The organism is Streptomyces sp. NPDC091387, from assembly GCF_044756945.1.
Lineage (GTDB): Bacteria > Actinomycetota > Actinomycetes > Streptomycetales > Streptomycetaceae > Streptomyces.
Window position 1 is genome coordinate 248,219 of the sequence record NZ_JBIVTZ010000005.1, and the last position, 23,008, is coordinate 271,226.

The 23,008-nt window shown below is 71.0% G+C and carries 21 protein-coding genes and 1 pseudogene; 5 read left to right on the forward strand and 17 right to left on the reverse strand.

Annotation, left to right across the window (positions count from 1 at the left end; all coding sequences use genetic code 11):
• Positions 1-119: 119 nt before the first annotated feature.
• The 5 genes from ACIQM0_RS12765 to ACIQM0_RS12785 are packed head-to-tail and all read right to left on the reverse strand — an operon-like array spanning position 120 to position 5,596.
• The gene (locus ACIQM0_RS12765; RefSeq protein ID WP_401285974.1) at positions 120-926 is read right to left on the reverse strand and encodes a DUF1295 domain-containing protein; all 807 of its coding nucleotides are present in this window, start codon (positions 924-926) and stop codon (positions 120-122) included.
• Positions 923-2,290, reverse strand: a complete 1,368-nt coding sequence (locus ACIQM0_RS12770; protein ID WP_401286129.1) for a class I SAM-dependent methyltransferase — start codon at positions 2,288-2,290, stop codon at positions 923-925. Before ACIQM0_RS12770 ends, ACIQM0_RS12765 begins: the two co-directional genes overlap by 4 nt.
• Entirely contained in the window at positions 2,290-3,558 is a 1,269-nt protein-coding gene (locus ACIQM0_RS12775; RefSeq protein ID WP_401286130.1) for a class I SAM-dependent methyltransferase, read from the reverse strand. The genes ACIQM0_RS12770 and ACIQM0_RS12775 overlap by 1 nt, the downstream gene beginning before the upstream one ends.
• A gap of 44 nt (positions 3,559-3,602) precedes the next feature.
• Entirely contained in the window at positions 3,603-4,328 is a 726-nt protein-coding gene (locus tag ACIQM0_RS12780; protein ID WP_401286131.1) for a DUF1365 domain-containing protein, read from the reverse strand.
• Positions 4,322-5,596: an NAD(P)/FAD-dependent oxidoreductase gene (locus tag ACIQM0_RS12785; RefSeq protein ID WP_401285975.1), complete on the reverse strand. Its 1,275-nt coding sequence runs from the start codon at positions 5,594-5,596 to the stop codon at positions 4,322-4,324. The genes ACIQM0_RS12780 and ACIQM0_RS12785 overlap by 7 nt, the downstream gene beginning before the upstream one ends.
• Before the next feature lie 231 nt (positions 5,597-5,827).
• Between ACIQM0_RS12785 and ACIQM0_RS12790 the strand changes: the two genes are divergently transcribed.
• From ACIQM0_RS12790 to ACIQM0_RS12810, 5 genes and pseudogenes are all read left to right on the forward strand, one after another.
• Positions 5,828-7,396 carry a molybdopterin-dependent oxidoreductase gene (locus tag ACIQM0_RS12790; protein ID WP_401286132.1) on the forward strand — a complete coding sequence of 523 codons (1,569 nt, stop codon included), beginning with the start codon at positions 5,828-5,830 and terminating at the stop codon, positions 7,394-7,396.
• Positions 7,397-7,514: 118 nt separating this feature from the next.
• Positions 7,515-8,159 (forward strand): fasciclin domain-containing protein, encoded by a 645-nt coding sequence (locus ACIQM0_RS12795; RefSeq protein WP_401285976.1) that lies wholly within the window; start codon positions 7,515-7,517, stop codon positions 8,157-8,159.
• A 429-nt stretch (positions 8,160-8,588) separates the two neighbouring features.
• Positions 8,589-8,765, forward strand: coding sequence for a hypothetical protein (locus ACIQM0_RS12800; protein WP_401285977.1), 177 nt, complete (start codon positions 8,589-8,591; stop codon positions 8,763-8,765).
• A 155-nt stretch (positions 8,766-8,920) separates the two neighbouring features.
• A pseudogene (locus ACIQM0_RS12805) lies at positions 8,921-9,913 on the forward strand (ADP-ribosylglycohydrolase family protein).
• 113 nt (positions 9,914-10,026) lie between these two features.
• The gene (locus tag ACIQM0_RS12810) at positions 10,027-10,470 is read left to right on the forward strand and encodes an SPW repeat protein (RefSeq protein ID WP_401285978.1); all 444 of its coding nucleotides are present in this window, start codon (positions 10,027-10,029) and stop codon (positions 10,468-10,470) included.
• A gap of 390 nt (positions 10,471-10,860) precedes the next feature.
• Here ACIQM0_RS12810 and ACIQM0_RS12815 read toward each other — a convergent pair whose 3' ends face one another.
• The 12 genes from ACIQM0_RS12815 to ACIQM0_RS12870 all read right to left on the reverse strand — a co-directional run bounded on the left by ACIQM0_RS12815 (position 10,861) and on the right by ACIQM0_RS12870 (position 23,006).
• Positions 10,861-13,695, reverse strand: coding sequence for a DEAD/DEAH box helicase (locus tag ACIQM0_RS12815; RefSeq protein WP_401286133.1), 2,835 nt, complete (start codon positions 13,693-13,695; stop codon positions 10,861-10,863).
• A gap of 44 nt (positions 13,696-13,739) precedes the next feature.
• Complete coding sequence (locus ACIQM0_RS12820; RefSeq protein WP_401285979.1) at positions 13,740-14,648, reverse strand: diacylglycerol kinase; 909 nt, start codon at positions 14,646-14,648, stop codon at positions 13,740-13,742.
• An 18-nt stretch (positions 14,649-14,666) separates the two neighbouring features.
• Positions 14,667-15,632 carry a twin-arginine translocase subunit TatC gene (gene tatC / locus ACIQM0_RS12825; protein ID WP_401285980.1) on the reverse strand — a complete coding sequence of 322 codons (966 nt, stop codon included), beginning with the start codon at positions 15,630-15,632 and terminating at the stop codon, positions 14,667-14,669.
• A gap of 49 nt (positions 15,633-15,681) precedes the next feature.
• Entirely contained in the window at positions 15,682-15,975 is a 294-nt protein-coding gene (gene tatA, locus ACIQM0_RS12830) for a Sec-independent protein translocase subunit TatA (protein ID WP_401286134.1), read from the reverse strand.
• A 228-nt stretch (positions 15,976-16,203) separates the two neighbouring features.
• Positions 16,204-16,401: a hypothetical protein gene (locus tag ACIQM0_RS12835; protein ID WP_363074481.1), complete on the reverse strand. Its 198-nt coding sequence runs from the start codon at positions 16,399-16,401 to the stop codon at positions 16,204-16,206.
• 107 nt (positions 16,402-16,508) lie between these two features.
• Positions 16,509-16,787 (reverse strand): hypothetical protein, encoded by a 279-nt coding sequence (locus ACIQM0_RS12840; RefSeq protein WP_401285981.1) that lies wholly within the window; start codon positions 16,785-16,787, stop codon positions 16,509-16,511.
• Positions 16,788-16,804: 17 nt separating this feature from the next.
• Positions 16,805-17,761, reverse strand: a complete 957-nt coding sequence (locus tag ACIQM0_RS12845; protein ID WP_401285982.1) for a helix-turn-helix transcriptional regulator — start codon at positions 17,759-17,761, stop codon at positions 16,805-16,807.
• Between the two features lie 13 nt (positions 17,762-17,774).
• A complete protein-coding gene (locus tag ACIQM0_RS12850) occupies positions 17,775-18,728 on the reverse strand; it encodes a helix-turn-helix transcriptional regulator (protein WP_385033636.1) in 954 nt (317 codons plus the stop codon).
• A 113-nt stretch (positions 18,729-18,841) separates the two neighbouring features.
• A complete protein-coding gene (locus tag ACIQM0_RS12855; RefSeq protein ID WP_401285983.1) occupies positions 18,842-19,213 on the reverse strand; it encodes an FKBP-type peptidyl-prolyl cis-trans isomerase in 372 nt (123 codons plus the stop codon).
• Positions 19,214-19,256: 43 nt separating this feature from the next.
• Positions 19,257-20,225: an FKBP-type peptidyl-prolyl cis-trans isomerase gene (locus ACIQM0_RS12860; protein ID WP_401285984.1), complete on the reverse strand. Its 969-nt coding sequence runs from the start codon at positions 20,223-20,225 to the stop codon at positions 19,257-19,259.
• Between the two features lie 150 nt (positions 20,226-20,375).
• Positions 20,376-21,737 carry a Pup--protein ligase gene (gene pafA, locus ACIQM0_RS12865; RefSeq protein ID WP_356317448.1) on the reverse strand — a complete coding sequence of 454 codons (1,362 nt, stop codon included), beginning with the start codon at positions 21,735-21,737 and terminating at the stop codon, positions 20,376-20,378.
• A 9-nt stretch (positions 21,738-21,746) separates the two neighbouring features.
• Positions 21,747-23,006, reverse strand: coding sequence for an MFS transporter (locus tag ACIQM0_RS12870; protein ID WP_401285985.1), 1,260 nt, complete (start codon positions 23,004-23,006; stop codon positions 21,747-21,749).
• Between the last annotated feature and the right edge of the window lie 2 nt (positions 23,007-23,008).

Consider the following 23,008-nt stretch of genomic DNA (forward strand, 5'->3'; position numbering starts at 1 on the left):
CGCTCGCCCCGGGTCGGGTCGTCCCGGCGGGCCGAGACCACTTCGCGGTGCTCGCCCCGTACCTCCGCCGTTGGGAGGCGATGGAGGTACGGGGCCCACTGCACGCACCACGCGAGGGATCAGCCCCTGCGCGGCGGCCGGGGGAAGAAGCCACTGGTCCTGGCGGTGTACGCGGCGAAGCCGGGGCGCTCGGCCATGTGCCGTTCCAGCAGGGCCTTTCCGCTGCCGCCGATGAGCAGGAAGCTCATCAGCGCGGGCGCCACGACCGTGGCCGCGGCAGCCGCCGGAACGTCGCAGACGATCAGGAACAGGCCCCACCACACGCAGAAGTCGCCGAAGTAGTTCGGATGCCGGGTCCAGGACCACAGCCCCCGGTCCATGATCCGCCCGCGGTTGGCCGGGTCCGCCTTGAACCGGGCCAGCTGGCGGTCCCCCACCGCCTCGAAGCCGAGTCCGACCGCCCAGAGCGCGGCACCGGCCCAGGTCCAGGCTCCCACCGGCCCCGTGACGTACCCGGCCGCCTGCACCGGCAGCGAGATCAGCCAGACCAGGGCCCCCTGGAGCAGGTACACCTTCCGCAGGGCGTACAGCGCGGGACTGCCCGGTGCCCTGGCGAGCATCGCCTCGTAGCGCGGGTCCTCGCCGTGTCCCCTCCCCCGGCGGGCGATGTGCCAGGCCAGACGCAGCCCCCACACCGCGGTGAGCACGGTGACCAGGAGCCGTCGGGTGCCGTCTCCCCCGCCGTCGGCCGACATGCCGTACGAGACGAGCGCGACGGCGGTGAAGCCCAGGCCCCATGCGACGTCCACGACCCGGTGCACGCCCTTGCGCAGCGCGACGGCGAACGTGCCGAGCATGACAGCGAGGGCGGCGCCGGCACTGGGCGCGAGGCCCTGTGCGAAAGCCGTCCAGTCGAAGCCGTTCATCCGGTGGCCCCGGCCGTCGCGCCGTCGCGGGCGGCCGGTACCGCCGACAGCTCCGTGTACCAGCCGCGCCGGGTGGCGGGCATCCCGGCCGTGCCGGTGGCCTCCGGCCGTACGGAGAGGATCTGGTCGACGCCCATCCGCCGTTCCTCGAAGGCGAGGGCGCCGCCGGCCAGGTAGAGCCGCCACACCCGGACGGTCTCCTCCCCGACCAGGTCGGTGAACTCCCGCTGGTTCAGCTCCAGGGTGTGCCGCCATGCGTCGACGGTCCGGACGTAGTGCTCGCGCATCCCCTCGACGTCACGCACTTCGAGGCCGGCGCCCTCCAGCAGGGCGACCGTCTCACCGAGCGGGCGCATGTGCATGTCGGGCGCGATGTACGACTCGATGAACGCGCCGCCGCCCGGCGCGTCGCGGCCCCGGGACATCTGCTGGACCAGCACCCGCCCGCGCGGCCGGACCATGGCGTGGAGCGTCGCGGTGAAGGCGGGGTACTCCGCGTCCCCGACGTGCTCGCCCATCTCGACGGTGGAGACCGCGTCGTAACCGCCCTCGTGCCCCGGCGCACGGTCGATGTCCCGGTAGTCGCAGCAGCGGACCTCGACCAGGTCCTCCAGGTTCCGTTCGGCCACCTGCGCGCGGACGTGGGCGGCCTGTTCCCTGGCGAGGGTGACGGCGGTGACGCGGACCCCGTGCCGCTGTGCGGCGTACAGGGTCAGCGATCCCCAGCCGCAGCCGATGTCGAGCAGGCGCGCCCCGGGACGCAGGTCCAGCTTGCGGCAGATCAGTTCGAGCTTGTCGCGCTGGGCGTCGGCGGGGCCGTAACCGGGGGCGTCGCTCGTCCAGTAGCCGCAGGAGTACGCCATCGTCTCGTCGAGGAGCAGGGCGTAGAAGGCGTTGGAGAGGTCGTAGTGGTGGCTGATGGCGGCCCGGTCGCGGGACTTGCTGTGCAGGACGCCGTGGAGTCCCGCACGGGCGGCGGGGACCGGCGGCCGGGGGCCCACCGCGCCCAGGCGCAGCGCGGTGCGCGCGGCCCTCAGCCGGTCGCCGATGCCGGGGCGCGGCGGGCGCAGTCCGCGCTCGCGCACGGCGTGCCGCATCGCCCGCAGCCCTTCGGCGAGGTCTCCCTCGACGTCCACGTCACCGGTGATGTACGCCTCGGCCAGGCCGAGTTCGCCGGGCGCCCAGAGCAGCCGGCGCAGCGCCCGCCGGGACCGGACGTGGACCAGGGGGCCGTCGGCGGCGCCGGTCTCGCTGCCGTCCCACATCCGTACCCTGACCGGGAGGGCGCCGCCGAGCAGTTGCTCGACGAGGGGTTCCAGTCGCTGGGCCGCGCCGGTCGTGGCCTGCTTGCCGGTAAGTGTCATCACGCGGATTCCTGACGGGTCAGCAGCAGTTGCCGCACATGGAGGTAGCCGGAGCGGAATCCCGCCTCGGAGTAAGCCAGATAGAAGGTCCACATACGGCGGAAGGTGGCGTCGAAGCCGAGGGCGTCGACCTCCGCGGTCCGCTCCTCGAACCGCTCCCGCCACAGCCGCAGTGTCTCGGCGTAGTGCGTGCCGAAGTCGTCGCAGCGGTCGATGCGCAGGCCGGTGTGCTCGGCCGTGACCTCTGCCATCGCCTCGACGGACGGCAGGAGTCCGCCGGGGAAGATGTACTTGTGGATCCAGGTGAAGGTGGTGCGGGAGGCGCGCATCCGGTCGTCGGGCATGGTGATGGCCTGGAGGGCGATACGGCCGCCGGGGGCGAGCCGCTCCTCCAGGGTGCGGAAGTAGACCGGCCAGTACTCGGCGCCGACCGCCTCGATCATCTCGACGCTGACCACCGCGTCGTACTGCCCGTCGACGCTGCGGTAGTCGCAGAGCCGGACGTCGACCCGGTCCTCGTACCCGGCCTCGCTGATCCGGCGGCGGGCCAAGTCCCGCTGTTCGGCGGAGAGCGTGACGGAGACGACGCGGGCGCCGCGGGCGGCGGCCCGGATCGCCAGCTCTCCCCAGCCGGTGCCGATTTCGAGGAGTTCGGTGCCGGGTCCGACGCCGGCCAGGTCGAGCAGCCGGTCGATCTTGCGGTGCTGGGCGGCGGGCAGTGCCTCGGCGTCCGCGGGGAAGCTGCGGAAGACGGCGGACGAGTAGCTGAGGGTCTCGTCGAGGAAGAGCGCGAAGAGTTCGTTGGACAGGTCGTAGTGGTGGCTGATGTTGTCCCGGGCGCCTTCGGGTGTGCCCAGTTGCTCCGGGGGCCGCCGTCCGGCCCAGAGTCCGCGCAGCCGCTGGAGGGGCTGCGGGATCAGGGCGGCGACGTGGTCGGCGAGGACCGTCAGCACACCCACCGGGTCGGGTGAGTCCCACTCGCCCGCCATGTACGACTCACCGAAGCCGATCAGGCCGTTCAGCCCGATTCTGCGGAAGAAGAGGGCGGGGTCTCGGATGTCCATCAGGGGACCGCCGAGGCCGATGTCCTCCTGTCCGGCGAGCCGGGCGCGGAGCGGGAGCCCGGCCAGCGCGCGGCGGACGAGCCGTTCGGCGACGGCGGTCCGGAGCCGGGAGGCGCGGGGCGGCCGGGCGACGTCCGGCCAGCGCTCAGGGTCGGTGTCCGGGGTGTGCACCGGGGGCGAGATGACGGGGGACGGGGCGGCCACCTGGGGCGAGGCGGCGGGGGACGGGGAGTGGGACGTGGACACGCTCACTGCATTCCTTCCTGAGTGGTGTGGCGGGGACGGGACCGCACGGGCAGTCCGCGCAGCAGGAGGCGGATTCCGTGCAGCCGGATGGCGACCGAGACGACCGCCGTGGACCAGGGGTGGCGCAGCGCGAGCCGGAGCAGTACGCGCGGGGTCGCCGGGCGTCGCACGCCGCGCACGGTGGCGGTGAAGGGCCGCGTACCGGCCCGTTCCAGATGCACCGCCAGTTCGAGCCGGGGGCCTGGCTCGGGGAGCCGCATCCGGTAGGCGCCGTCGACGCCGAAGAACGGCGACACGTAGAACTCCTTGCCGGTGGAGGCCCGGCCGGCGGCGTCCGGGTGCAGCAGGTAGCAGTGGCGTTCGCCGTAGGTGTTGTGCACCTCGGCGACCGTGCAGAGGGGGGTGCCGTCGGCGCGGCGGCACCAGTAGACGGTCAGCGGGTTGAAGACGTGGCCGAACACCCTGGCCTGGGTGAGCATCCGCACGGTTCCGTCGGCGAGGTCGACCCCGTTCGCGGTCAGGTACCGGCTCAGTCCGGCCCGGATCGTCGGGGCCGTGCCGCCGAAGTGGTCGCGCGGGTCGAAGCCGGCCAGGAAGCGCAGGGCGCCGGGGAGCGGCGGCGGCCCGTCCGGGTCGATCAGCCACAGGTAGGTGCGGTGGCGGAAGGCGTACGTGACGGGCGCGGACCGTACGTGGGCGATGGTGCAGGGGTAGAGGGCGTTCACCAGTCCACCCCCAGGGCTCTGGCCGCGTCCGCCCCCGAGCGGCAGCCGTCCTCGTGGAAGCCCCAGCCGTGGTAGGCCCCCGCGTAGGCGGTGAGCGGGCCGGACAGGGCGGGCAGCCGGGCCTGGGCGGCCACTGACTCCGGGGTGTAGACGGGGTGTTCGTACACCATGCGGGCGCGGACCAGGCCGGGGGCGACGCGGTCGGCGCCGTTCAGCGTGACGACGAAGGTCTCGGGGGCGTCGAGCCGCTGGAGCCGGTTCATGTCGTAGCTGACGGTGACGTGGTCGGGGCTCGCGGTGCAGGACGGCATCAGGTAGTTCCAGGACGCGCGGGCGCCGCGGGCCCGCGGCAGCAGCCGGGTGTCGGTGTGCAGGAGCGTGGGGTTGCGGGAGTAGCGGAACGCGCCGAGGGTGTCGCGTTCCTCGTCCGTGGGGTCGGCGAGCAGCCGTAGCGCCTGGTCGGGGTGGGTGGCGATGACGACGGAGTCGAACTGCTCGGTGGTGTCGTCCGCGGTGGTGATCTCCACGCCGTCCGGGTGGCGGCGCACGGCGCGGACCGGGGTCGCGGTGCGGACGGCGTCGAGCTGTTTGGTGACCCGTTCGACGTAGGCGCCCGATCCGCCGGTGACGGTCCGCCACACCGGGGAGCCGCCGACCGAGAGCAGCCCGTGGTGGTCGAGGAAGCGGAAGAGGTAGCGGGCCGGGTAGCGCATCGCGGTCACCGGGTCGCAGGACCAGACGGCGGAGACGAGGGGGGTCAGGAAGTGGGCGGTGAAGTACGGGGAGAAGCGGCCGCGGGCGGCGAACTCGCCGAGCGTCATGGTGTCCGCGTCGGGTCCGCCGTCCGCCAGGAGGCGCCGGGCGGTCCGGTGGAAGCGGGGCACCGCTGCCAGCATCCGCAGATAGGCCGGGTCGCGGGCGGACCGCGGCCGGGCGAGGAGGCCTGCCGGGCCGCGGGCGCCCGCGTACTCCAGTGCGCAGCCCTCGCACCGTACGGACATGCTCATCTCCGACTCCTGCGTGGCGACGCCGAGTTCCGCGAAGAGCCGCAGCAGGTGCGGGTAGGTGCGCTGGTTGTGCACGATGAATCCGGAGTCCACGTGCTGGACACGGCCGTCCGACGCGGGGAGCTCGTGGGTGTGCGCGTGGCCGCCCACCCGGTCGTCCGCCTCGAACAGCGTCACGTCGTGGGCCGTCCGCAGGACGTGCGCGGCGGTCAGCCCCGCCACCCCGCTCCCCACGACGGCTGTCCGTCGCCGCATCCCTGTCATACCCGCTCCCTTCGGTGTCCGCCCCGTTCACCCCTCCTTCTGTTTCCGGAGGAGGGCGGATGCCTCTCGGATGTGATTCGTTACAGGTCGCGCCGTGGATTGGCCGTGATCGACTCTCATCCATTCGGGTGAGGGACCAATCCGCCGGGCGTCCGGCGACGAATCCCCGGTGTGAGCGAAGATCAGAACGATGCGCAGGACGGGGCCTCCGGGTCCCGGCGGTCCCGCTGGGTGCGTGCTCTGTTCGCCGCGCTCAGCGGTCTGATCGCCGGGTTCAGCGCCCTGGCCGTGGCCGAGCTGGTGGCGGCGGCCGTCCGGCCCGAGGCGGGTCCGATCACCGCGGTGGGCGGTGCGGTCATCGACCGCACTCCCCCGGCGCTGAAGGACTTCGCCGTCCGGAATTTCGGCACCAACGACAAGCTGGTCCTGGAGCTGGGGATCCTGGTTCTCCTGGCGGGCTTCGCCGTGGTGGTGGGATTACTGGCGCTGCGGCACCGGGTGACCGGCTCGGCGGCCGTCCTGGTCTTCGGTGTGGTCGGGGCAGTCGCCGCGGTGGGCCGGCCGGAGGGCCGGCCTGCGGACGCGCTGCCCTCCGTGGTGGGCGCCGTGCTGGCCGCAGGGGTGCTGTATCTGCTGGTCGGACGGCTCGCACCGGTTCCCGGTCCCTCCCCCGCGGCTGGCGGGAGGGGCGGGGAGCCCGCGTCCGGTGCCTTCGACCGGCGGGGCTTCGTCATCGCGGCGAGCGCCGCGGCGGCGGCCTCGGCCGGTGCCGGTCTGCTGGGGCGTCGGCTCACCTCGGCCGTCCAGGCCGGGGCCACCGCCTCACGGCACGACCTGGTGCTGCCCGTGCCCGCCTCCGCGGCGCCGGCCGTACCGGCGGGTGCCGATCTCAGGATCCGGGGACTCGGCCCGTTCGTCACGCCGAACAAGAGCTTCTACCGGGTGGACACGGCCCTGGTCGTCCCGCGCATCGACGCGAACGACTGGAGGCTGAGGATCCACGGGAAGGGCGTGGAACGCCCTGTGACGCTCACCTTCAAGGATCTGCTGCGCCGCGAGATCATCGAGCGCGACATCACGATGACCTGTGTGTCCAACGAGGTGGGCGGACCGTATGTCGGCAACGCCCGGTGGATCGGTGTGCGGCTGGCCGATCTGCTGCGCGAGGCCGGGGTGAAGCCGCCGTCCCGCGGCGGTCCCGCCGACCAGATCATCACGCGCTCGGTGGACGGCATGACCATCGGCACCCCGGTCGAGACGGTCATGGACGGACGCGACGCGATGCTCGCCCTCGGCATGAACGGTGAGCCGCTGCCGTTCGAGCACGGCTTCCCGGTCCGGATGGTCGTTCCCGGCCTGTACGGATATGTGTCGGCCTGCAAGTGGATGAAGGACATCGAGCTCACCACGTTCGACGACTACGACGCCTACTGGGTCAAGCGGTCCTGGTCCCAGCAGGCCCCCATCAAGACCGAGTCCCGGATCGACACCCCCCGCCCGTTCGCCTCTCCGAAGGCCGGGACGATCCCGGTCGCCGGGGTCGCCTGGGCCCAGCACCGCGGGATCTCGCGGGTCGAGGTCCGGGTGGACGGCGGCGCGTGGCACCAGGCGCGGCTGGCCGCGGAGAACAGCCGGGACACCTGGCGCCAGTGGGTGTGGGAGTGGCCGGCCACCTCGGGCAACCACACCCTCGAGGTCCGCGCGACGGACCGCACCGGCGCCACCCAGACCGACAAACGGGTCGGCACGGTCCCCAACGGGGCGACCGGCTGGCACTCGGTGGTGGTCGACGTGTCCTGAGCGGACACCGCCGCCTCCCCGCCCGCATCGCGCACGGAGCACGGCCGCGGGCTCCCACACCCCCCACCCTTCACTGAACGTAATCATCTCATCACTTATATTGATCCAGGAGATCACCATGAACACCCTCCACGTCCGCCGCGCCGCCCTCGCCGTGTCCGCCGCAGTGGTACTCCCGCTCGCCCTCACCGCCTGTTCCAGCGATTCCAAGGACAGCGCGTCCGGCTCCACCGCCAGCTCGGCCAAGGCGTCGGCGCCCGCTTCCGCCGACGCCTCGATGAACATGGACAAGCCCTTCGGACCGGGCTGCGCGTCCGTGCCGAAGAGCGGTTCGGGCTCCTTCGACGGCATGGCGAAGGACCCGGTCGCCACGGCCGCCTCGAACAACCCGGCGCTCTCCACCCTCGTCACCGCGGTGAAGAAGGCCGGCCTGGTCGACACCCTGAACAACGCGCAGAACATCACGGTGTTCGCCCCGACCAACGACGCCTTCGCCAAGATCCCGAAGGCCGACCTGGACAAGCTGCTGGCGAACAAGGCCGAGCTGACCAAGGTGCTCACCTACCACGTGGTGGGCAAGAAGCTGACGCCGAAGCAGCTGGAGAAGGGCTCCTTCGAGACCCTGGAGAAGGGCGAGCTGACGACGTCGGGTTCGGGCATGGAGTACACCGTGAACGACTCCTCGAAGGTCGTCTGCGGCAACGTCCAGACAGCCAACGCGACGGTCTACATCGTCGACTCGGTCCTGATGCCCCCGAAGTAGCGGGTCACCGCGGGACGGTGCGCGCTCCCCGGCCAACCCGCCTGGGGACGTGAGGACTTCGGCCGCCCACGGACACGGTCACGTCACGCCCGCGAAACAGCTCGTCCCTGATTTCTGTCACCCGACAGGAAATCGGCGACAGGGGGCTGACCTGACCGCCACCGCACCCGCGGAAGCACGACCTGATCCCACCCGGACCGGCCAGGGCGACCACGCCTCCCTGGCCGGTTTCGGCTATCGCCAGGAACTGCACCGGGCCATGGGGCGCACGTGACGGGGTGCTGCCCTGCTCGCCCCGGTTCGCCAAGGTCTCCGCGCGCACCCGAATGCCGCCGCGCCCGCGCTGCTCGTCGGGGCGGCGGCAGCGCTCGGACCTGCTCAACCTGGCCTCCCGAAGCGTTCCTGGCCATCGGCAGCACCTGCATCGCGATGCTCTATCTGGCGTACTCCATGGTCACGGGCCCGATGCTGCTGCGCAGACTGCACCGCCTGCCCGTCTCCCCCGCCACCGGTCCGCACGCCGACGAGACGGGCAACCCCCTCTTTTCGCTGGGCCGTTGGGGACTGCCGGTCAACGCGCTGGCCTTCTGTACGGGACCGGCATGACGGTCAGCCTGGCCTGGCCCGGGGCGGCGATGTACGACCCGGCGGGCGGGCACTGGTACTTCCAGTGGTTCACGGTGCTCTTCCTGGCCACACCGTGCTGCTCGGCGCGGCCTATCGCGTGCACGCGAAGCGGTCGCCCTCCGTACGCTGACCGGATGAACTCCCTGAGCAGGCAGGACCGGGTGGCGGGCGCGGTGGTCGGGTCGGCGGTGGGTGACGCGCTGGGGGCGCCGTTCGAGTTCGGCCCGGCAGGCGTGTACACGGCCCGCTTCCCGGATGGCGCCGGGACGATGTGCGGCGGCGGGGGCTGGGACCCGGGCGAGGCGACGGACGACACGCAGATGGCCGTTCTGGTCGCGGATTCCCTGCTGGAGCGCGGCGGCCTCGATCTGCCCGACCTGTTCGACAGGTTCCGCCGGTGGGCGGCGGGCGAGCCGAAGGACATCGGCCTCCAGACGGAGGACGTACTGACGAGCGGAGACCCGTGGGACACCGCGGCCGCGGTGCACTTCCAGGTCAACGGCCGGGCGGCGGGCAACGGTTCACTGATGCGCGCCGCCACGTCCGCCGTGTACTTCGCCGGGGCGGGCCGGACGGCGGCCGGAGCGCGGGCCCAGGACACCGCGCGGACGACGACCATGGACGCGGCGCGCCGAATCGCCGCCCTGACCCACGGCGACCGCGCGGCGTGGGAGGGCACCGCCGTGCTGCACGAACTGATCCGGACGGCCCTGGACGGCGCCGATCCACTCACCGCCGTCCCGGACGCCCTGGCCGCCGTGCATCCGGACCACCGCGACCGCTGGGCCACCGCCCTCGCGCCGGAGTGGCGCCCGGAGGATGCGACGGAGTTCAACGGCGCGGTGTAGCCCTGCCTGGGCACCGCGCTGTGGGCGCTACGCACAACGCGTTCGTACGAGAGCGCCCTGGCGACGGCGATCGACGCGGGCGGCGACACCGACACGGTGGCGGCCGTGACCGGTGCGCTGGCGGGCGCGGTGTACGGGTTCGGCGCCATCCCGTCGCGGTGGACCGGGCCGCTGCACGTCCCACTGCCTGGGTACGGGGACCGGGTGCTGCGCACACCGGATCTGGTGGACCTGGCCGGGCGGCTGGACGGCCACCGCAGCGCTGCGGTTCCTGCCTGAATTCAGCCACCTCGAAAACTACACATAAAGCACAAATAAGAGCAGAATGGCAGAGCAGGCCGTTCATCGCACCAGGCGTGTCCGGGCCTGCGGGAGCGAAGGAGACGAACCTCATGTCAAACGTCTCGCATGCCGGCCACGACTTGGCCGGACACCCCGACGCCTCCGAAATGCGTGATCGTTACGCCCGTGTGCTGGGTGGCCGCGATGTGGCGCTCGTGGACGGACCGGTGTTCCTGGTCGGCCTGTACTGCGCCATCTCGCCCTGGGTGCTGCACTTCACCACGAGCCAGACCACCCTGGTGAACCACAACCTGATCATGGGTATCGCGATCGCCGTGCTGGGTCTCGGGTTCACCGTGATGCCGCAACGGATGTACGGCCTGAGCTGGGCCATCTGCGCCATGGGCGCCTGGATGATCGTCTCGCCCTGGATAGTGGGCAGCAGCCCGGACATGGGCGTCGTCCTGAACAACGTCATCATCGGCGGCCTGACCGTCCTCCTGGGGCTGGTCTGCACAGGAGCCTCGTTGAGGAGCAGCCGACGCCGGTCGTAGACCGCGCCCGACGGGCTGGGACGGCCTGCACCGTGGAGCGTCCACGGTGCGGGCGTCCGCGTGCCCGCAGGACGACGCGCGAGGCGCCCGGCCCCTCGGGGAGGCCGGGTGGACGACCGCGACTTTCCATCCCCCTCACGGGTCCTGTGGCGACAGCGGTGGCCGCGGGGGCCTTGAGCGACCTCGCCGCGGGCGCACCGGAGGGCACCGTCGCGGGGTACACGAAGGCGGGCTACGTATCCCTCCGGCTTCCTCTGCGAGCCGTACGCGGTGCGGGGCCCGGGACATCACCCGCTACGGCGGCCGACGCGCCTACAACTCCGGCGCCACCACGTAGTTCAGCCCTTCGGCGCGGCCGTTCCCGGCAACGCACCGCCCCGCTTCCCCGCCTCAGCCCACAGAGCTGTACGCCACGACTCCCCGCAGCACCTCATCAACCGCCTTGCGCGCGCTCCGCCCCACCGAACTGCCCTCACGCGGAGCCGCGGCCGCCACCTGCCCCAGCACGTCGATCACCTGCTTGCACCACCGCACGAAGTCCCCCGCGGGCATCTCCGCCTCGCGCAGCACCTCGTCCAGCGTCCGGCCGGAGGCCCACATGTACACCGCCCAGGCGAAGCCGAGGTCGGGTTCGCGCTGTCCGACCCCCTCCGCCTGGTTGATCTTGAAGTCCTCCTCCAGGGCGTCGAGCCGCCCCCAGATCCGGACCATCTCGCCCATGGCGGTCTTCGCCGGTCCGGACGGCAGCTTGGGCGCCACCGCGTCATCGGACTGCCGTGCCTCGTACACCAGCGCCGAGACGCACGCGGCGAGTTCGGCGGGGTTCAGCCCCTCCCACACGCCCGCCCGCAGGCACTCGCTCGCCAGCAGGTCCAGCTCGCCGTACAGCCGGGCCAGCCGCCGCCCGTGCTCGGTGACCTCGCTGCCCCGCAGATAGTCGAGCTCGGTGAGCAGGGCCACGATCCGGTCGAAGGTCCGGGCGATCGTGTTGGTGCGCCCCTCGATGCGGCGCTCCAGCTGCTGGGTGTCCCGCTGCAGCCTGTGGTACCGCTCGGCCCACCGCGCGTGGTCCTCGCGCTCGTCGCAGCCGTGGCAGGGGTGGGCGCGCAACTCGGCCCGGTAGCGGGCGATCTCGCGGTCGTCGGCGGCGACGGACCGCTCCTTGCGGTGCCGGTCCGGCACGATGTGGCCGGCCTTGGTGCGCAGCGCGGACGCCAGATCGCGGCGCGACTGCGGCGAGCGCGGGTTGAACGACTTCGGGACGCGCATCCGCTCCAGCACCTCCACCGGAACCGGGAAGTCGATCGAGGCCAGCCGCTTGACCTGCCGTTCGGCCGTCAGCACCAACGGCCGCGGCCCGTCGTGGTATTCGAGCCCGCGGTGTCCGTGCCCGTTGGTCCGCCCGGCGGGCAGCCCGGGGTCCAGGACGAGCGCCAGTCCGGCGAACTTCCCGGTCGGCACATGGATGACGTCGCCGGGCTTGAGCTTCTCCAGGGACGCCGCCGCCGCGGCCCGCCGCTGCGACGCGCCGTGCTTGGCGAGCTCCGTCTCCCGGTCCTTGAGGTCGCGGCGCAGCCGCGCGTACTCCTCGAAGTCACCGAGGTGGCAGGTCATTCCCTCCTTGTAGCCCTCCAGGCCCTCCTCGTTCTTCTGGACCTGGCGGGAGATCCCGACCACCGACCGGTCCGCCTGGAACTGTGCGAACGAGGTCTCCAGCAGCTCCCGCGAACGGTGCTTGCCGAACTGCTGCACCAGGTTCACGGCCATGTTGTAGGAGGGGCGGAAGCTGGAGCGCAGCGGATACGTACGCGTGCCCGCGAGTCCGGCCAGCGCGCCCGGGTCCATGCCGCGCTGCCAGAGCACCACGGCGTGGCCCTCGACGTCGATCCCGCGCCGCCCGGCCCGGCCGGTCAGCTGGGTGTACTCGCCGGGGGTGATGTCGGCGTGCTGCTCGCCGTTCCACTTGACGAGCTTCTCCAGGACCACGGAGCGGGCGGGCATGTTGATGCCGAGAGCCAGCGTCTCCGTCGCGAAGACCGCCTTCACGAGGCCTCGGACGAAGAGCTCCTCGACGACCTCCTTGAAGGTCGGCAGCATCCCGGCGTGGTGCGCGGCGATGCCCCGCTCCAGGCCTTCGAGCCATTCGTAGTAGCCGAGGACATGGAGGTCCTCGGTGGGGATGGACGCCGTGCGCTCCTCGACGATCTCCCGCACCAGCCGGCGCTTGTCCTCGTCGTTGAGCCGGAGTCCGGCGTGCAGGCACTGCTGCACGGAGGCCTCGCAGCCGGCCCTGCTGAAGATGAACGTGATGGCGGGCAGCAGGCCCTCCGCGTCCAGCCGGTCGATGACCTCGGGCCTCGACGGCGTCCAGATCCGGCTCCGCTGGCGCCGCTCGCGCTCGCGGTCCGCCTCGCGCACCATCTTTCCGCGCCGACGCTCGCGCGGGTTGTACCCGCGCTGGTTCTCCATGCGGGCGAGCCGGACCAGGTCGGGATTGACCTCACGGCGTCCGACACCGCGGCCGCCGTGGTCGCTCTCCTCCTCGAAGAGGTCGTACATCCGGCGGCCGGCCAGCACGTGCTGCCAGAGCGGCACCGGCCGGTGCTCGGAGACGATCACGGCGGTGTCGCCGCGGACGGTGTCCAGCCAGTCGCCGAACTCCTCGGCGTTGGACACGGTCGCCGACAGTGACACCAGTGTCACGGATTCGGGCAGGTGGATGATCACTTCCTCCCACACCGCGCCCCGGAAGCGGTCGGAGAGGTAGTGCACCTCGTCCATCACCACATAGCCGAGGCCGACCAGTGCCTGGGAGCCCGCGTACAGCATGTTCCGCAGGACCTCGGTGGTCATGACCACCACCGGGGCATCGGCGTTGACACTGTTGTCGCCGGTGAGCAGGCCCACCTTGTCCGCGCCGTAGCGCTTGGCCAGGTCGGCGAACTTCTGGTTGGAGAGGGCCTTGATCGGCGTGGTGTAGAAGCACTTGCGGCCCTGCTCCAGGGCGAGGTGCACGGCGAATTCGCCGACGATCGTCTTGCCCGAGCCGGTCGGGGCCGCGACGAGCACCCCCTTGCCGGCCTCCAGAGCCGTACAGGCCTCGATCTGATAGGGGTCCAGATCGAATGCGTACATCTCGCGGAACGGCCCGAGCGCGGTCGCCTGCTCGGCGGCTCGGATCCGGGAAGCCTGGTATCGCTCAGCTGGTGAGAGGTCCTCTGTCATCTTGTCCACGAGCCTACCCGCCGCCTCTGACAGTGACGCGATCTTTAATTCACCGTGGCAGAACCCGCCCCGAGCACCCTGACGGCGCCCCGTACGCAGGTGGCGGTCAGCGGCAGCGCGCCGAGCGGTTCACCGTCCGCGTACGCGGTGACACCGACGGCTTCGAGCGCGATCGAGGAGACCCGGTGCACGGTGACGACGGGATGCCCGAGATGGGTGCCCTTGTAGACCTTGGGGAACACCTTGAGCAGGGTGGTGCGGCTGCAGTCGCCGACGACGGTCACGTCGAACAGCCCGTCGTCCATGACGGCGTCCGCGCAGATCCGCATGCCGCCGCCGTACGTCGATCCGTTGCCGACGGCTATGAGCGTCGCCTCGATCTCCCTGACCGGGCCGCCGTCGAGGCTCATGCGGTACGTGATGGGCCTGAACGCGGCGAGTTCGGCGAGGATCGCCAGGTCGTACTTGAACCGGCCGCCGACCCAGCGCATCCGGTTGCCGCGGTCGTTGACCCGGGAGTCGAAGCCGGAGGCGAGCACGGACCCGAACCAGCGGTCGCCGACCAGGCCGAGGTCGATCTCGCGGACGGCGCTCCCCTTGAGCGCCTCGGCGGCCAGCCGGCCTGCCGCGGCCGGATCCCTTATCGGCAGCCCGAGCGCGCGGGCGAAGTCGTTCCCGGTGCCGACGGCCACGACCCCGAGCGGCGTCCGCGTCCCGGCGACGGCCTGCAGGGCGAGGGACATCATCCCGTCCCCGCCGACGGCGATGAGCGCACCGGTCCCCCCGGCCACGGCCTCGCGCGCCCGCCGCAGCGCGTCGTCGGCGTCCTCACCGAGGACCGTACGGACGGAGAATCCGGCGTCCCGCAACGCGGAAGCGGCCGGCTGCGCGGCGTGCGCGCCCCGGCCGCGTCCTGCGGTGGGATTGACGAAGAGAGTGATCTCGCTGGTCACCCGGGGGACCTTACAAGGTCAGGTGATGTCGTCGTAACCGTTCGACCGCGGCGATCGTCCGCCGTCCCGTTCCCCGTCCGCCTGTTCCGGCAGCGAGGGCCGCGACGCCGACACGTTTTCCATGTCGCCGATGTCATCGGGGGTGAGGTCCAGCTCGGACGCCTCGTCGTCGTCCAGCTCGGCGTCGGGGTTGTTCCGTCGCCTTCGCCGGTCGTTGGCCATGCAGATGCCGAGTGCGAGGAAGTAGAGCAGCACGATCGGCGCTGCCAGCGTGATCATCGTCAGTGGGTCACCCGTAGGCGTGGCGACCGCGGCGAAGATCGTGATGCCCATGACCATGGCGCGCCACCAGGACGCGAGCCGCTTGGCCGAGAGCACTCCGGTGAAGTTCAGCAGGACGAGCAGGAGTGGCAGCTCGAAGGCGAGGCCGAACACGATCACCATGCGCGTGACGATGTTGAGGTAGTCGTCGACGGGCAGCAGGTTCGTCGTGTTGTCCGGAGTGAAGTCGAGCAGAACCGCGGCGGTCTGCGGCATCAGGAAGTAGGCGAGGGCCGCGCCCACGAGGAAGAGCGGCACGCCCACGCCGACGAAGCTGAGCGCGTACTTCTTCTCGTGCTTGTGCAGACCCGGGGCCAGGAACGCCCAGAGCTGGTAGAGCCAGACCGGCGTGGAGAACACCACGCCCGCCATGAGGGAGACCTTGAGCGCGATGGAGAACGGACCGACCAGGCCGTTCACTGTCATCTCCGCGCACGGCCGGCCGTTGATCTGCCTGGGCCCGCCGTTGCTGCAGCCAACCGATCCGAGGATCGGATGGATCAGGAAGTCGATCAGTTCCTTGTAGAAAAAGGCTGTGACCGACGTGATGACGATGACCGCCAGGACCGCGATCAGCAGTCGGTTACGCAACTCACGCAGGTGATCAGCGAGAGGCATCCGCCCCTCGCCGTCCTTCTCCTGCTTGCGGGCAGACTTGAGCAACCCACTTCCCTCGTCTCGTGCGGCAGCTTGCCGGAGGAACCGTCAGCTGTCAGCTCTGGGTGGTGGGCTTCGCTTCGTTCACCGGGCGCGAGCTCGTGACATCACCGGGCGCGGCCTGAATGGTGCGCGCGGCGGCGGGCTGGGCCGTCTGGTCGGCGGGCGCGTCTGTCGTGGGCGTCGCGGCCGGCTCGTCGTCCTTCCGCATCGCCTTGGCCTCGCTCTTGAGGATGCGGGCCGACTTGCCCAGCGAACGGGCCATGTCAGGAAGCTTCTTGGCACCGAACAACAGCAGAACGACAGCGATGATCAGAACGATCTCTAGAGGCTTCAGATTGCCCATGATGTGCTTCCTTCTCGCTGAGGCGGCTGGAGGTGGGCTCGCTGCCCTTGGGCCGGACACGCATCCGACCAATTAGCTGGGAGCGATCGTAACCCGCAGGAGTAAACGCGAGGCAATGCCCGTGCATACATTGGATAGCGGCCAGCACCTCCCTGCCTGGGCCGCCACCAGCAGCGTACCCCCCGAGACTGAGAAACAGGAGGCCGCGCCCGCCCGGATCGGGCAGGCCGTCTACCTCAGGGTTTCTCCCGTGGCAGCGAGATCCGTGGCCGCGTGCTCCAGATCCTCCGCGGCCCGGTTGATGCGCTCGGTGGTGCGCGTCACCTGGTGGCCGAGCCGCTGGGCCTCGATGAAGACCTTGATGGCCAGCACGCCCAGGACGGCGATTCCGAGGAACCCCAGGGCGATGGCGAGCATGGGCCAGAACATGTGCAGAGCCTCGATGTTTCTCGTGTCCGGGTAGCCGTCCGATGTTCCGGGTCTTCATCGTCCGATGTTCCGGCGGCCGGTGTCCTGTGAGGGCGGGTGCGGTCTGTCTAACGGCCGGTGTGCAGGCGCAGCGTCCGGACGCCGCCGTCGGTGAGGAGCTCGATTATCCGCTCCCCCGCGGGTCTGCGGACCGCGACGTCGCAGTCGGGGCAGGTGAAGGAGTAGAACGTCGTCCGGCTGGTGGCACCGATCGCGAGCCGGATGGCGCCCGCCGCCAGCTCGAACCGTGTGCGGCAGTCCGGGCAGGCGGCCCTGAACCGTACGGACTCGGGAACGACGACGGTCGGGACGGAAGAGACGTCCGACACCGCAGACAGGTTGCTCATATCTCCTCCCCGTCCGCTCAGGCCGGGCCGTCGTAGGCGGCGAGTGCCGCTCGGGCCGCCTTCTGCGCGCTCCGCGCCAGCTCCGGCGGCGAGACGATGCGCCCCTCCCCGCCGAGCCGGAGCGCGAGGCGGCGCAGCGAGGCCGGGTCGGGGGTCCGCAGAGTGATCCGCAGACCGCCGTCGGGCAGCTCGTCGGCGCTGTCGTGCGGGTAGTACTCGGCGACCCAGCGCCCGCCGGGACCGACCTCGACCACGACCTCCGGGTCCTCGGCGGCGGGCTGGACCAGCCCCTCCGACAGGTCCCGCAGTTCCAGCTCGGGCGGTGCGGCCGGCTCGTCGAGCAGCCGGATCTCGGCGACCCGGTCGAGGCGGAACGTACGCCGGTCCTCGGAGGACCGGCACCAGGCCTCCATATAGGTGTGCCCGACGGCGAAGAGCCGGATCGGGTCCACCTCGCGCTCGGTGAGCTCGTCGCGGGCGGGCGAGTAGTAGCGCAGCCAGAGCCGGCGCCGCTCGGAGATCGCCCGGTCCACATCGGCGAAGACACCGCCCTCGGACTCGAAGGTGACCGAGAGCCGGGAGCTGGCCGCCCCCACCTCACCGGCCGCGGCCTCCAGCTTGGCGGTGGCGCGCAGCAGCGCCTGCCGGTCGCTCTCCCGCAGTCCGGGCAGCGTCGCGACGGCACGGGCGGCGACCAGCAGGGCCGTCGCCTCGTCGGCGGCGAGCCGGAGCGGCTCCGCGACGTCGTCCGGGTTGTGCCACCAGATCCGGTCGCCGTCGGTGTCGATGTCCAGCAGATCGCCGCCGCGGAAGCTGGTCCCGCACATGGGCAGGACGTCGAGGTCCGAGATGAGCTCGTCCTCGGTGATCCCGAAGGCCCGCGCGACGTCCTGGACGTGGGCGCCGGGGCGCTCGCGCAGGTAGGTCACCAGGGAGAGCATCCGGCGGGTCTGGTCGATGGCGTTCGTGGCCACGAGTACGGTCCCCTCAGTCCTTGGCCACGGCGCGCAGCCGGTCCACCACATCGGCCCGCAGATCCGCGGGTTCCTGTACGACGACGTCCGGGCCGAACTCGACGAGCCAGGCGTCCAGACCGTGTCCGTACGGGATCTCCAACTCCTCCCACCCGTTCCCGAGTTCCCGCACCGAGGTGGCGCGGGCCCGCAGGGGGTAGCCGGAGTCGGCCTTCAGCCTGATCAGTGCGGTACGGGTCGCCGTCTCCCCCGCCCAGCTCTCGACGGTCTCGCGGACGGTGACGACGTCGGGCACCTCCGCGGTGAACGCACCGGCCCTGGAGCGCACCTTGCCGGCGATCCTGGAGAGCCGGAACACCCGCTCGGCGCCCCGCTCGCGGTCCCAGCCGGCCAGGTACCAGTGCCCGCGCCAGCACTCCAGCGTCCACGGCTCGACCTGGCGCTGCTCGGGGCGGGCGGCGTTGGCCTTGCGGTAGTCGAAGGTCACCGGGCGGCGGTCCCGGCAGGCCAGCATCAGCGGTTCGAACGCCGCCTCGTGGACGGGGATACGCGGTTCGAGGGCGCTGTGCACCTCGTACGCGTCCTCGGCCTCCGGCATCCCCGCCGCCCGCAGCTTCTGCAGGGCGCCGCTGGCCGCGCCGGCCAGCCGGGCCTGCTGCCAGACCTTGGCGGCGAGTCCGAGTGCGGCGGCCTCCTCGGCGTCCAGCGTGATCGGGGGCAGCCGGTTGCTGTCGCGGCGGGCGAGATAGCCGGTGTCGCCGTCCAGGTTCTCCACGGTCTCGATGACCAGACCGAGCTCGCGCAGATCGTCCTTGTCGCGCTCGAACATCCGGTTGAAGGCGTCGTCGGAGCCCGCTTCCAGGTAGGCCTCGATGGAACCGCGCAGTTCGCGCTTGCTGAGCGGGCGCCGGGTCCCCAGCAGACACAGTGCCAGGTTCATCAGCCGCTCGGCCTTGGCAATCGCCATCGACGCCCTTTCTGTTTTGCGCTACGACCGTCGACCGTACCGCTCCGGAGGGCCCGGACGAAAGCGAGGGCCCGTGCCTTGCGGCACGGGCCCTCGCGACTCACAGGTGCGGATCAGACGGCGACCAGGTCGCAGACGAAGATCAGCGTCTCGCCCGGGGCGATCTTGCCGCCGGCGCCGCGGTCACCGTAGGCAAGGTGCGCGGGGATGGTCAGCTGGCGACGGCCGCCGACCTTCATGCCCTGCACGCCCTTGTCCCAGCCCGCGATGACCTGACCGCCGCCGAGCTTGAACTGGAGCGGAGCGCCGCGGTTCCAGGAGGCGTCGAACTCCTCGCCGGTGGAGAAGGACACGCCCACGTAGTGGACGGAGACGGTCTGGCCGGCCTGGGCCACCGGGCCGTCGCCTTCCCAGATGTCCTTGATCTCCAGGTCGGCCGGCGGCTCGCCACCCGGGAAGTCGATCTCGGGCTTCTCGATGCTCACTGACTTTGCTCCTCTAAATGATGAACTGGCAACCGGGACAGTCTTACATCTTCGCCAGGATGTCCACGGCGAAGACGAGCGTCGAGTTCGCCGGGATGGACTGCTGCGCCTTGCTGCCGAAGGCCTGGTCCGGCGGGACGACGAGCAGCACACGGCTGCCGATCTTCTTCCCGATCAGGCCGTTCTTGAGTCCCTTGAGGGTGACCTGGGCCAGCGGGAAGGTCTGCGTCTTGCCCGTCGCGTAGGTGCTGTCGAACGTCTTGCCGTCCTTCCACAGCAGGCCCACGTAGTTCACGACGACGCTGTCGGCCTCCTTGACGACCTCGCCCTTGGACTCCAGGACGTAGTTGGAGACCAGCTTCTTGGGCGGGGTGGCCTTGCTGGGGATCTTGACGGTCGGCGCCTTGCCGTTCGTGTTGGTGCCCACCTTCGGCAGGTCGACGTTGTCCTGGGCGACCTCGCTGCCCTTGGCCGACGCCGGGATCTGCTTCGCCTTCAGGATGTCGACGACGAAGACGAGGGTGGCGTTCGGCTTGATGTCGCCCTGGCCCTGCGCGCCGTAACCGAGGTCCGGCGGGATGACCAGCTCGACCCTGCTGCCGACCTTCTGGCCCACGAGGCCCTTGTCCCAGCCCTGGATGACCATGCCGGCGCCGAGCGTCAGGTCGAACGGCTGCTTGCGGTCGAAACTGTTGTCGAACGGCTTGGTGGAGTCCCACGCCTGCCCGAGGTAGTTGACCTGGATCGCGTCGCCGTTCTTGAGCTTCGCGCCGTCACCCTCACTGACGACGTTGGTCTCCAGCTTCTTGGGCGGCGTTCCCGTGCCCTTGGCCACGGTGGGCTTCTCGCCGAACTTCGCGCCCGCGGTGATCGCGGGGAATCCGTCCTTGGAGGGGGCGGACGCGGAGGCGGAAGCGGAGGCGGAAGCGGAGTCGGAGCCCTTGTCGTCGCTGCCGCAGGCCGCTGACAGCAGCAGCAGGGGGACGACTACAAGGCCGGCAAGTCGGCGCACTGGTTCCTCAGATCTCAGACGACACATTTGTTACGCGGTCCCCGACACTCTAGGGCGTGCGCAGGGCCCCGTACGAGGAACGTACGGGGCCCGAGTCGCGCCGGGGCCTGCCGACAGGCCCTGGGAGCCGAGGTGCTTTCCTTGGCCGCCTCACATACCCGCGATCAGCTTCTCCACCCGGTCGTCCACGGAACGGAACGGGTCCTTGCACAACACCGTGCGCTGCGCTTGGTCGTTGAGCTTGAGGTGGACCCAGTCGACGGTGAAGTCCCGCCGCTGCTCCTGGGCCCGCCGGATGAAGTCGCCGCGCAGCCTCGCCCTGGTGGTCTGCGGGGGCACCGACTTGCCCTCGAAGATCTTCAGGTCGTTGCAGATGCGGGCCGCCTGCCCCTTGCGCTCCAGCAGGTAGTAGAGGCCGCGGCGGCGGTGGATGTCGTGGTAGGCGAGGTCTATCTGGGCGACCCGCGGGTTCGACATGGTCATGTTGTGCTTGGCCCGGTAGCGCTCGATGAGCTTGTACTTCATGACCCAGTCGATCTCGGTACCGATCCGGTCGAGGTCCTCGGCCTCGATCGCGTCGAGCGTACGGCCCCACAGTTCGAGGACCTTCTCGACGTTGCCCGTGCGGATGCCGCGGCGGTCGACGAAGTCCACGGCCTTCTCGTAGTACTCGCGCTGCACCTCGATGGCGGATGCCTCGCGGCCACTGGCGAGGCGCACCTTGCGCTGCCCGGTGGTGTCGTGACTGACCTCGCGGATCGCCCGGATGGGGTTCTCCAGGGTCAGGTCCCGCATCACCGTGCCCGCCTCGATCATGCGGAGCACCAGGTCGGTGGCGCCGACCTTGAGCAGCATGGTCGTCTCGGACATGTTGGAGTCACCGACGATGACGTGGAGGCGGCGGTACCGCTCCGCGTCCGCGTGCGGTTCGTCCCGGGTGTTGATGATCGGACGGGAGCGTGTCGTCGCGGAACTGACGCCCTCCCAGATGTGCTCGGCACGCTGGCTGACGCAGTAGACGGCGCCCCGCGGGGTCTGCAGCACCTTGCCGGCACCGCAGATCAGCTGCCTCGTGACGAGGAAGGGAATGAGGATGTCCGCGAGCCGGGAGAATTCTCCGTGCCGGGCCACGAGGTAGTTCTCATGGCATCCGTAGGAGTTTCCGGCCGAGTCGGTGTTGTTCTTGAAGAGATAGACGTCGCCCGCGATTCCCTCCTCGTGCAGACGGCGTTCGGCGTCGACAAGCAGGCCTTCGAGAATGCGCTCGCCGGCCTTGTCGTGAGTGACCAGCTCGGTCAGATTGTCGCATTCGGGGGTTGCATATTCCGGATGCGATCCCACGTCGAGGTAGAGGCGGGCGCCGTTCCGCAGAAAGACATTGCTGCTGCGGCCCCATGACACAACACGGCGGAAGAGGTAGCGCGCCACTTCATCAGGAGACAGTCGGCGCTGTCCCCTGAACGTGCACGTGACGCCGTACTCGTTCTCCAGCCCGAAAATGCGGCGGTCCATGACTGAACATTACGCCTGATGGCCCGAGCTGAAACCGGGTTCGACGGCACCGTTTCGATCATTTTCCGATCCTCGCACCGCAACGGCACTATGCCCGGGAGCTGCGAGGACCCTTCCGGTGGCCAGCAGAACCAGCAGCGCGGCCACTCCACCGGCCCCCGCGACGGCGAAGCTCCACGCCGTCCCGCCCAGTTCCACGGCCGGCCCCGCCACGGCCGTCCCGGCCGCCGCGCCCACCCCGAACGTCGTCACGAGCCAGGAGAACGCCTCCGTCACCGTGCCCCGCGGGGCGTGTCGGTCGACGACGATGAACGAGCAGGCGATCGCGGGGGCCAGGAACACCCCGGCGACGCCGGCCAGCACGGTCATCGCCACCACGCCGGGGGTCAGCGTCAGCGGCAGATAGCCGAGCGCGAGCAGCGCCACGATCACCCGCAGCCGGCGCTCGGGCGGCCCCGACCACTGCCGCGCCCCGTACACCGCGCCGCCGATCAGCGCGCCGAGCCCCAGCGCCGCCATCAGCCAGCCGTAGACGGAGTCCCGGCCGTGGTCGTCGGCGTACGCGACGCCCGCCACGGTGATGGAGCCCAGCGCCAGCCCGACGAAGAAGAACGAGCCGAGCAGCGCCAGCAGTCCCGGCGAACGGAGCGCCCCCAGCCAGTGCGCCTCGCGCGGCGCGGAGCGCCAGGTCCTGGACGGCTCGGACAGGACGACGGACAGCGCCCCCAGGACCCCTATCGCGTTGATCACGAGGAGCGCGGCGGCGGGCAACCAGAGGGAGACCAGGAGGGTCACCAGCAGCGGCCCCACCGTGAACATGACCTCCTGTGCGACCGCGTCCATGGCGTACGCCCGGTGCACCCGGTCCTCACTGCCGAGGACGCTGGGCCACAGGGCGCGCAGACCGCCCTCCAGGGGAGGTGTGGCCACGCCTGCGAGTGCCACGGCCCCGTAGGCGAGCGGCAGCGACCCGAAGCCCACCAGGGCGAGCAGGGCCATTCCGATGGCGGACAGGACGGCGGCGGGCAGCTGGACGCGCGGCTGGCCGTACAGGTCAACGGCGCGGCCCAGCAGCGGCTGTCCGACGGCCGTGCCCAGCCCGTACACCGCGGCGAGCGCGCCCGCGAGGGCGTAGCTGCCGCCCTCCGCACGGGTGAACAGCACGATCGCGATGGGGGCGGTGCCGTTCGGCAGCCGCCCCACGAGGGTGCCCGTCAGCAGCCGTGCGGCGTGCCGCGCCCGGAGGATGTCCAGATATCCCGCGGCCATGT

Excerpts from the sequence above, each read along its gene's own strand:
- ACIQM0_RS12765 (WP_401285974.1), bottom strand. The coding sequence starts at position 926 with ATGAACGGCTTCGACTGGACGGCTTTCGCACAGGGCCTCGCGCCCAGT.
- ACIQM0_RS12770 (WP_401286129.1), bottom strand. The coding sequence starts at position 2,290 with ATGACACTTACCGGCAAGCAGGCCACGACCGGCGCGGCCCAGCGACTG.
- ACIQM0_RS12785 (WP_401285975.1), bottom strand. The coding sequence starts at position 5,596 with ATGACAGGGATGCGGCGACGGACAGCCGTCGTGGGGAGCGGGGTGGCG.
- ACIQM0_RS12795 (WP_401285976.1), top strand. The coding sequence starts at position 7,515 with ATGAACACCCTCCACGTCCGCCGCGCCGCCCTCGCCGTGTCCGCCGCA.
- ACIQM0_RS12800 (WP_401285977.1), top strand. The coding sequence starts at position 8,589 with ATGCTCTATCTGGCGTACTCCATGGTCACGGGCCCGATGCTGCTGCGC.
- ACIQM0_RS12810 (WP_401285978.1), top strand. The coding sequence starts at position 10,027 with ATGTCAAACGTCTCGCATGCCGGCCACGACTTGGCCGGACACCCCGAC.
- ACIQM0_RS12815 (WP_401286133.1), bottom strand. The coding sequence starts at position 13,695 with ATGACAGAGGACCTCTCACCAGCTGAGCGATACCAGGCTTCCCGGATC.
- ACIQM0_RS12835 (WP_363074481.1), bottom strand. The coding sequence starts at position 16,401 with ATGTTCTGGCCCATGCTCGCCATCGCCCTGGGGTTCCTCGGAATCGCC.
- ACIQM0_RS12840 (WP_401285981.1), bottom strand. The coding sequence starts at position 16,787 with ATGAGCAACCTGTCTGCGGTGTCGGACGTCTCTTCCGTCCCGACCGTC.
- ACIQM0_RS12850 (WP_385033636.1), bottom strand. The coding sequence starts at position 18,728 with ATGGCGATTGCCAAGGCCGAGCGGCTGATGAACCTGGCACTGTGTCTG.
- pafA (WP_356317448.1), bottom strand. The coding sequence starts at position 21,737 with ATGGACCGCCGCATTTTCGGGCTGGAGAACGAGTACGGCGTCACGTGC.
- ACIQM0_RS12870 (WP_401285985.1), bottom strand. The coding sequence starts at position 23,006 with ATGGCCGCGGGATATCTGGACATCCTCCGGGCGCGGCACGCCGCACGG.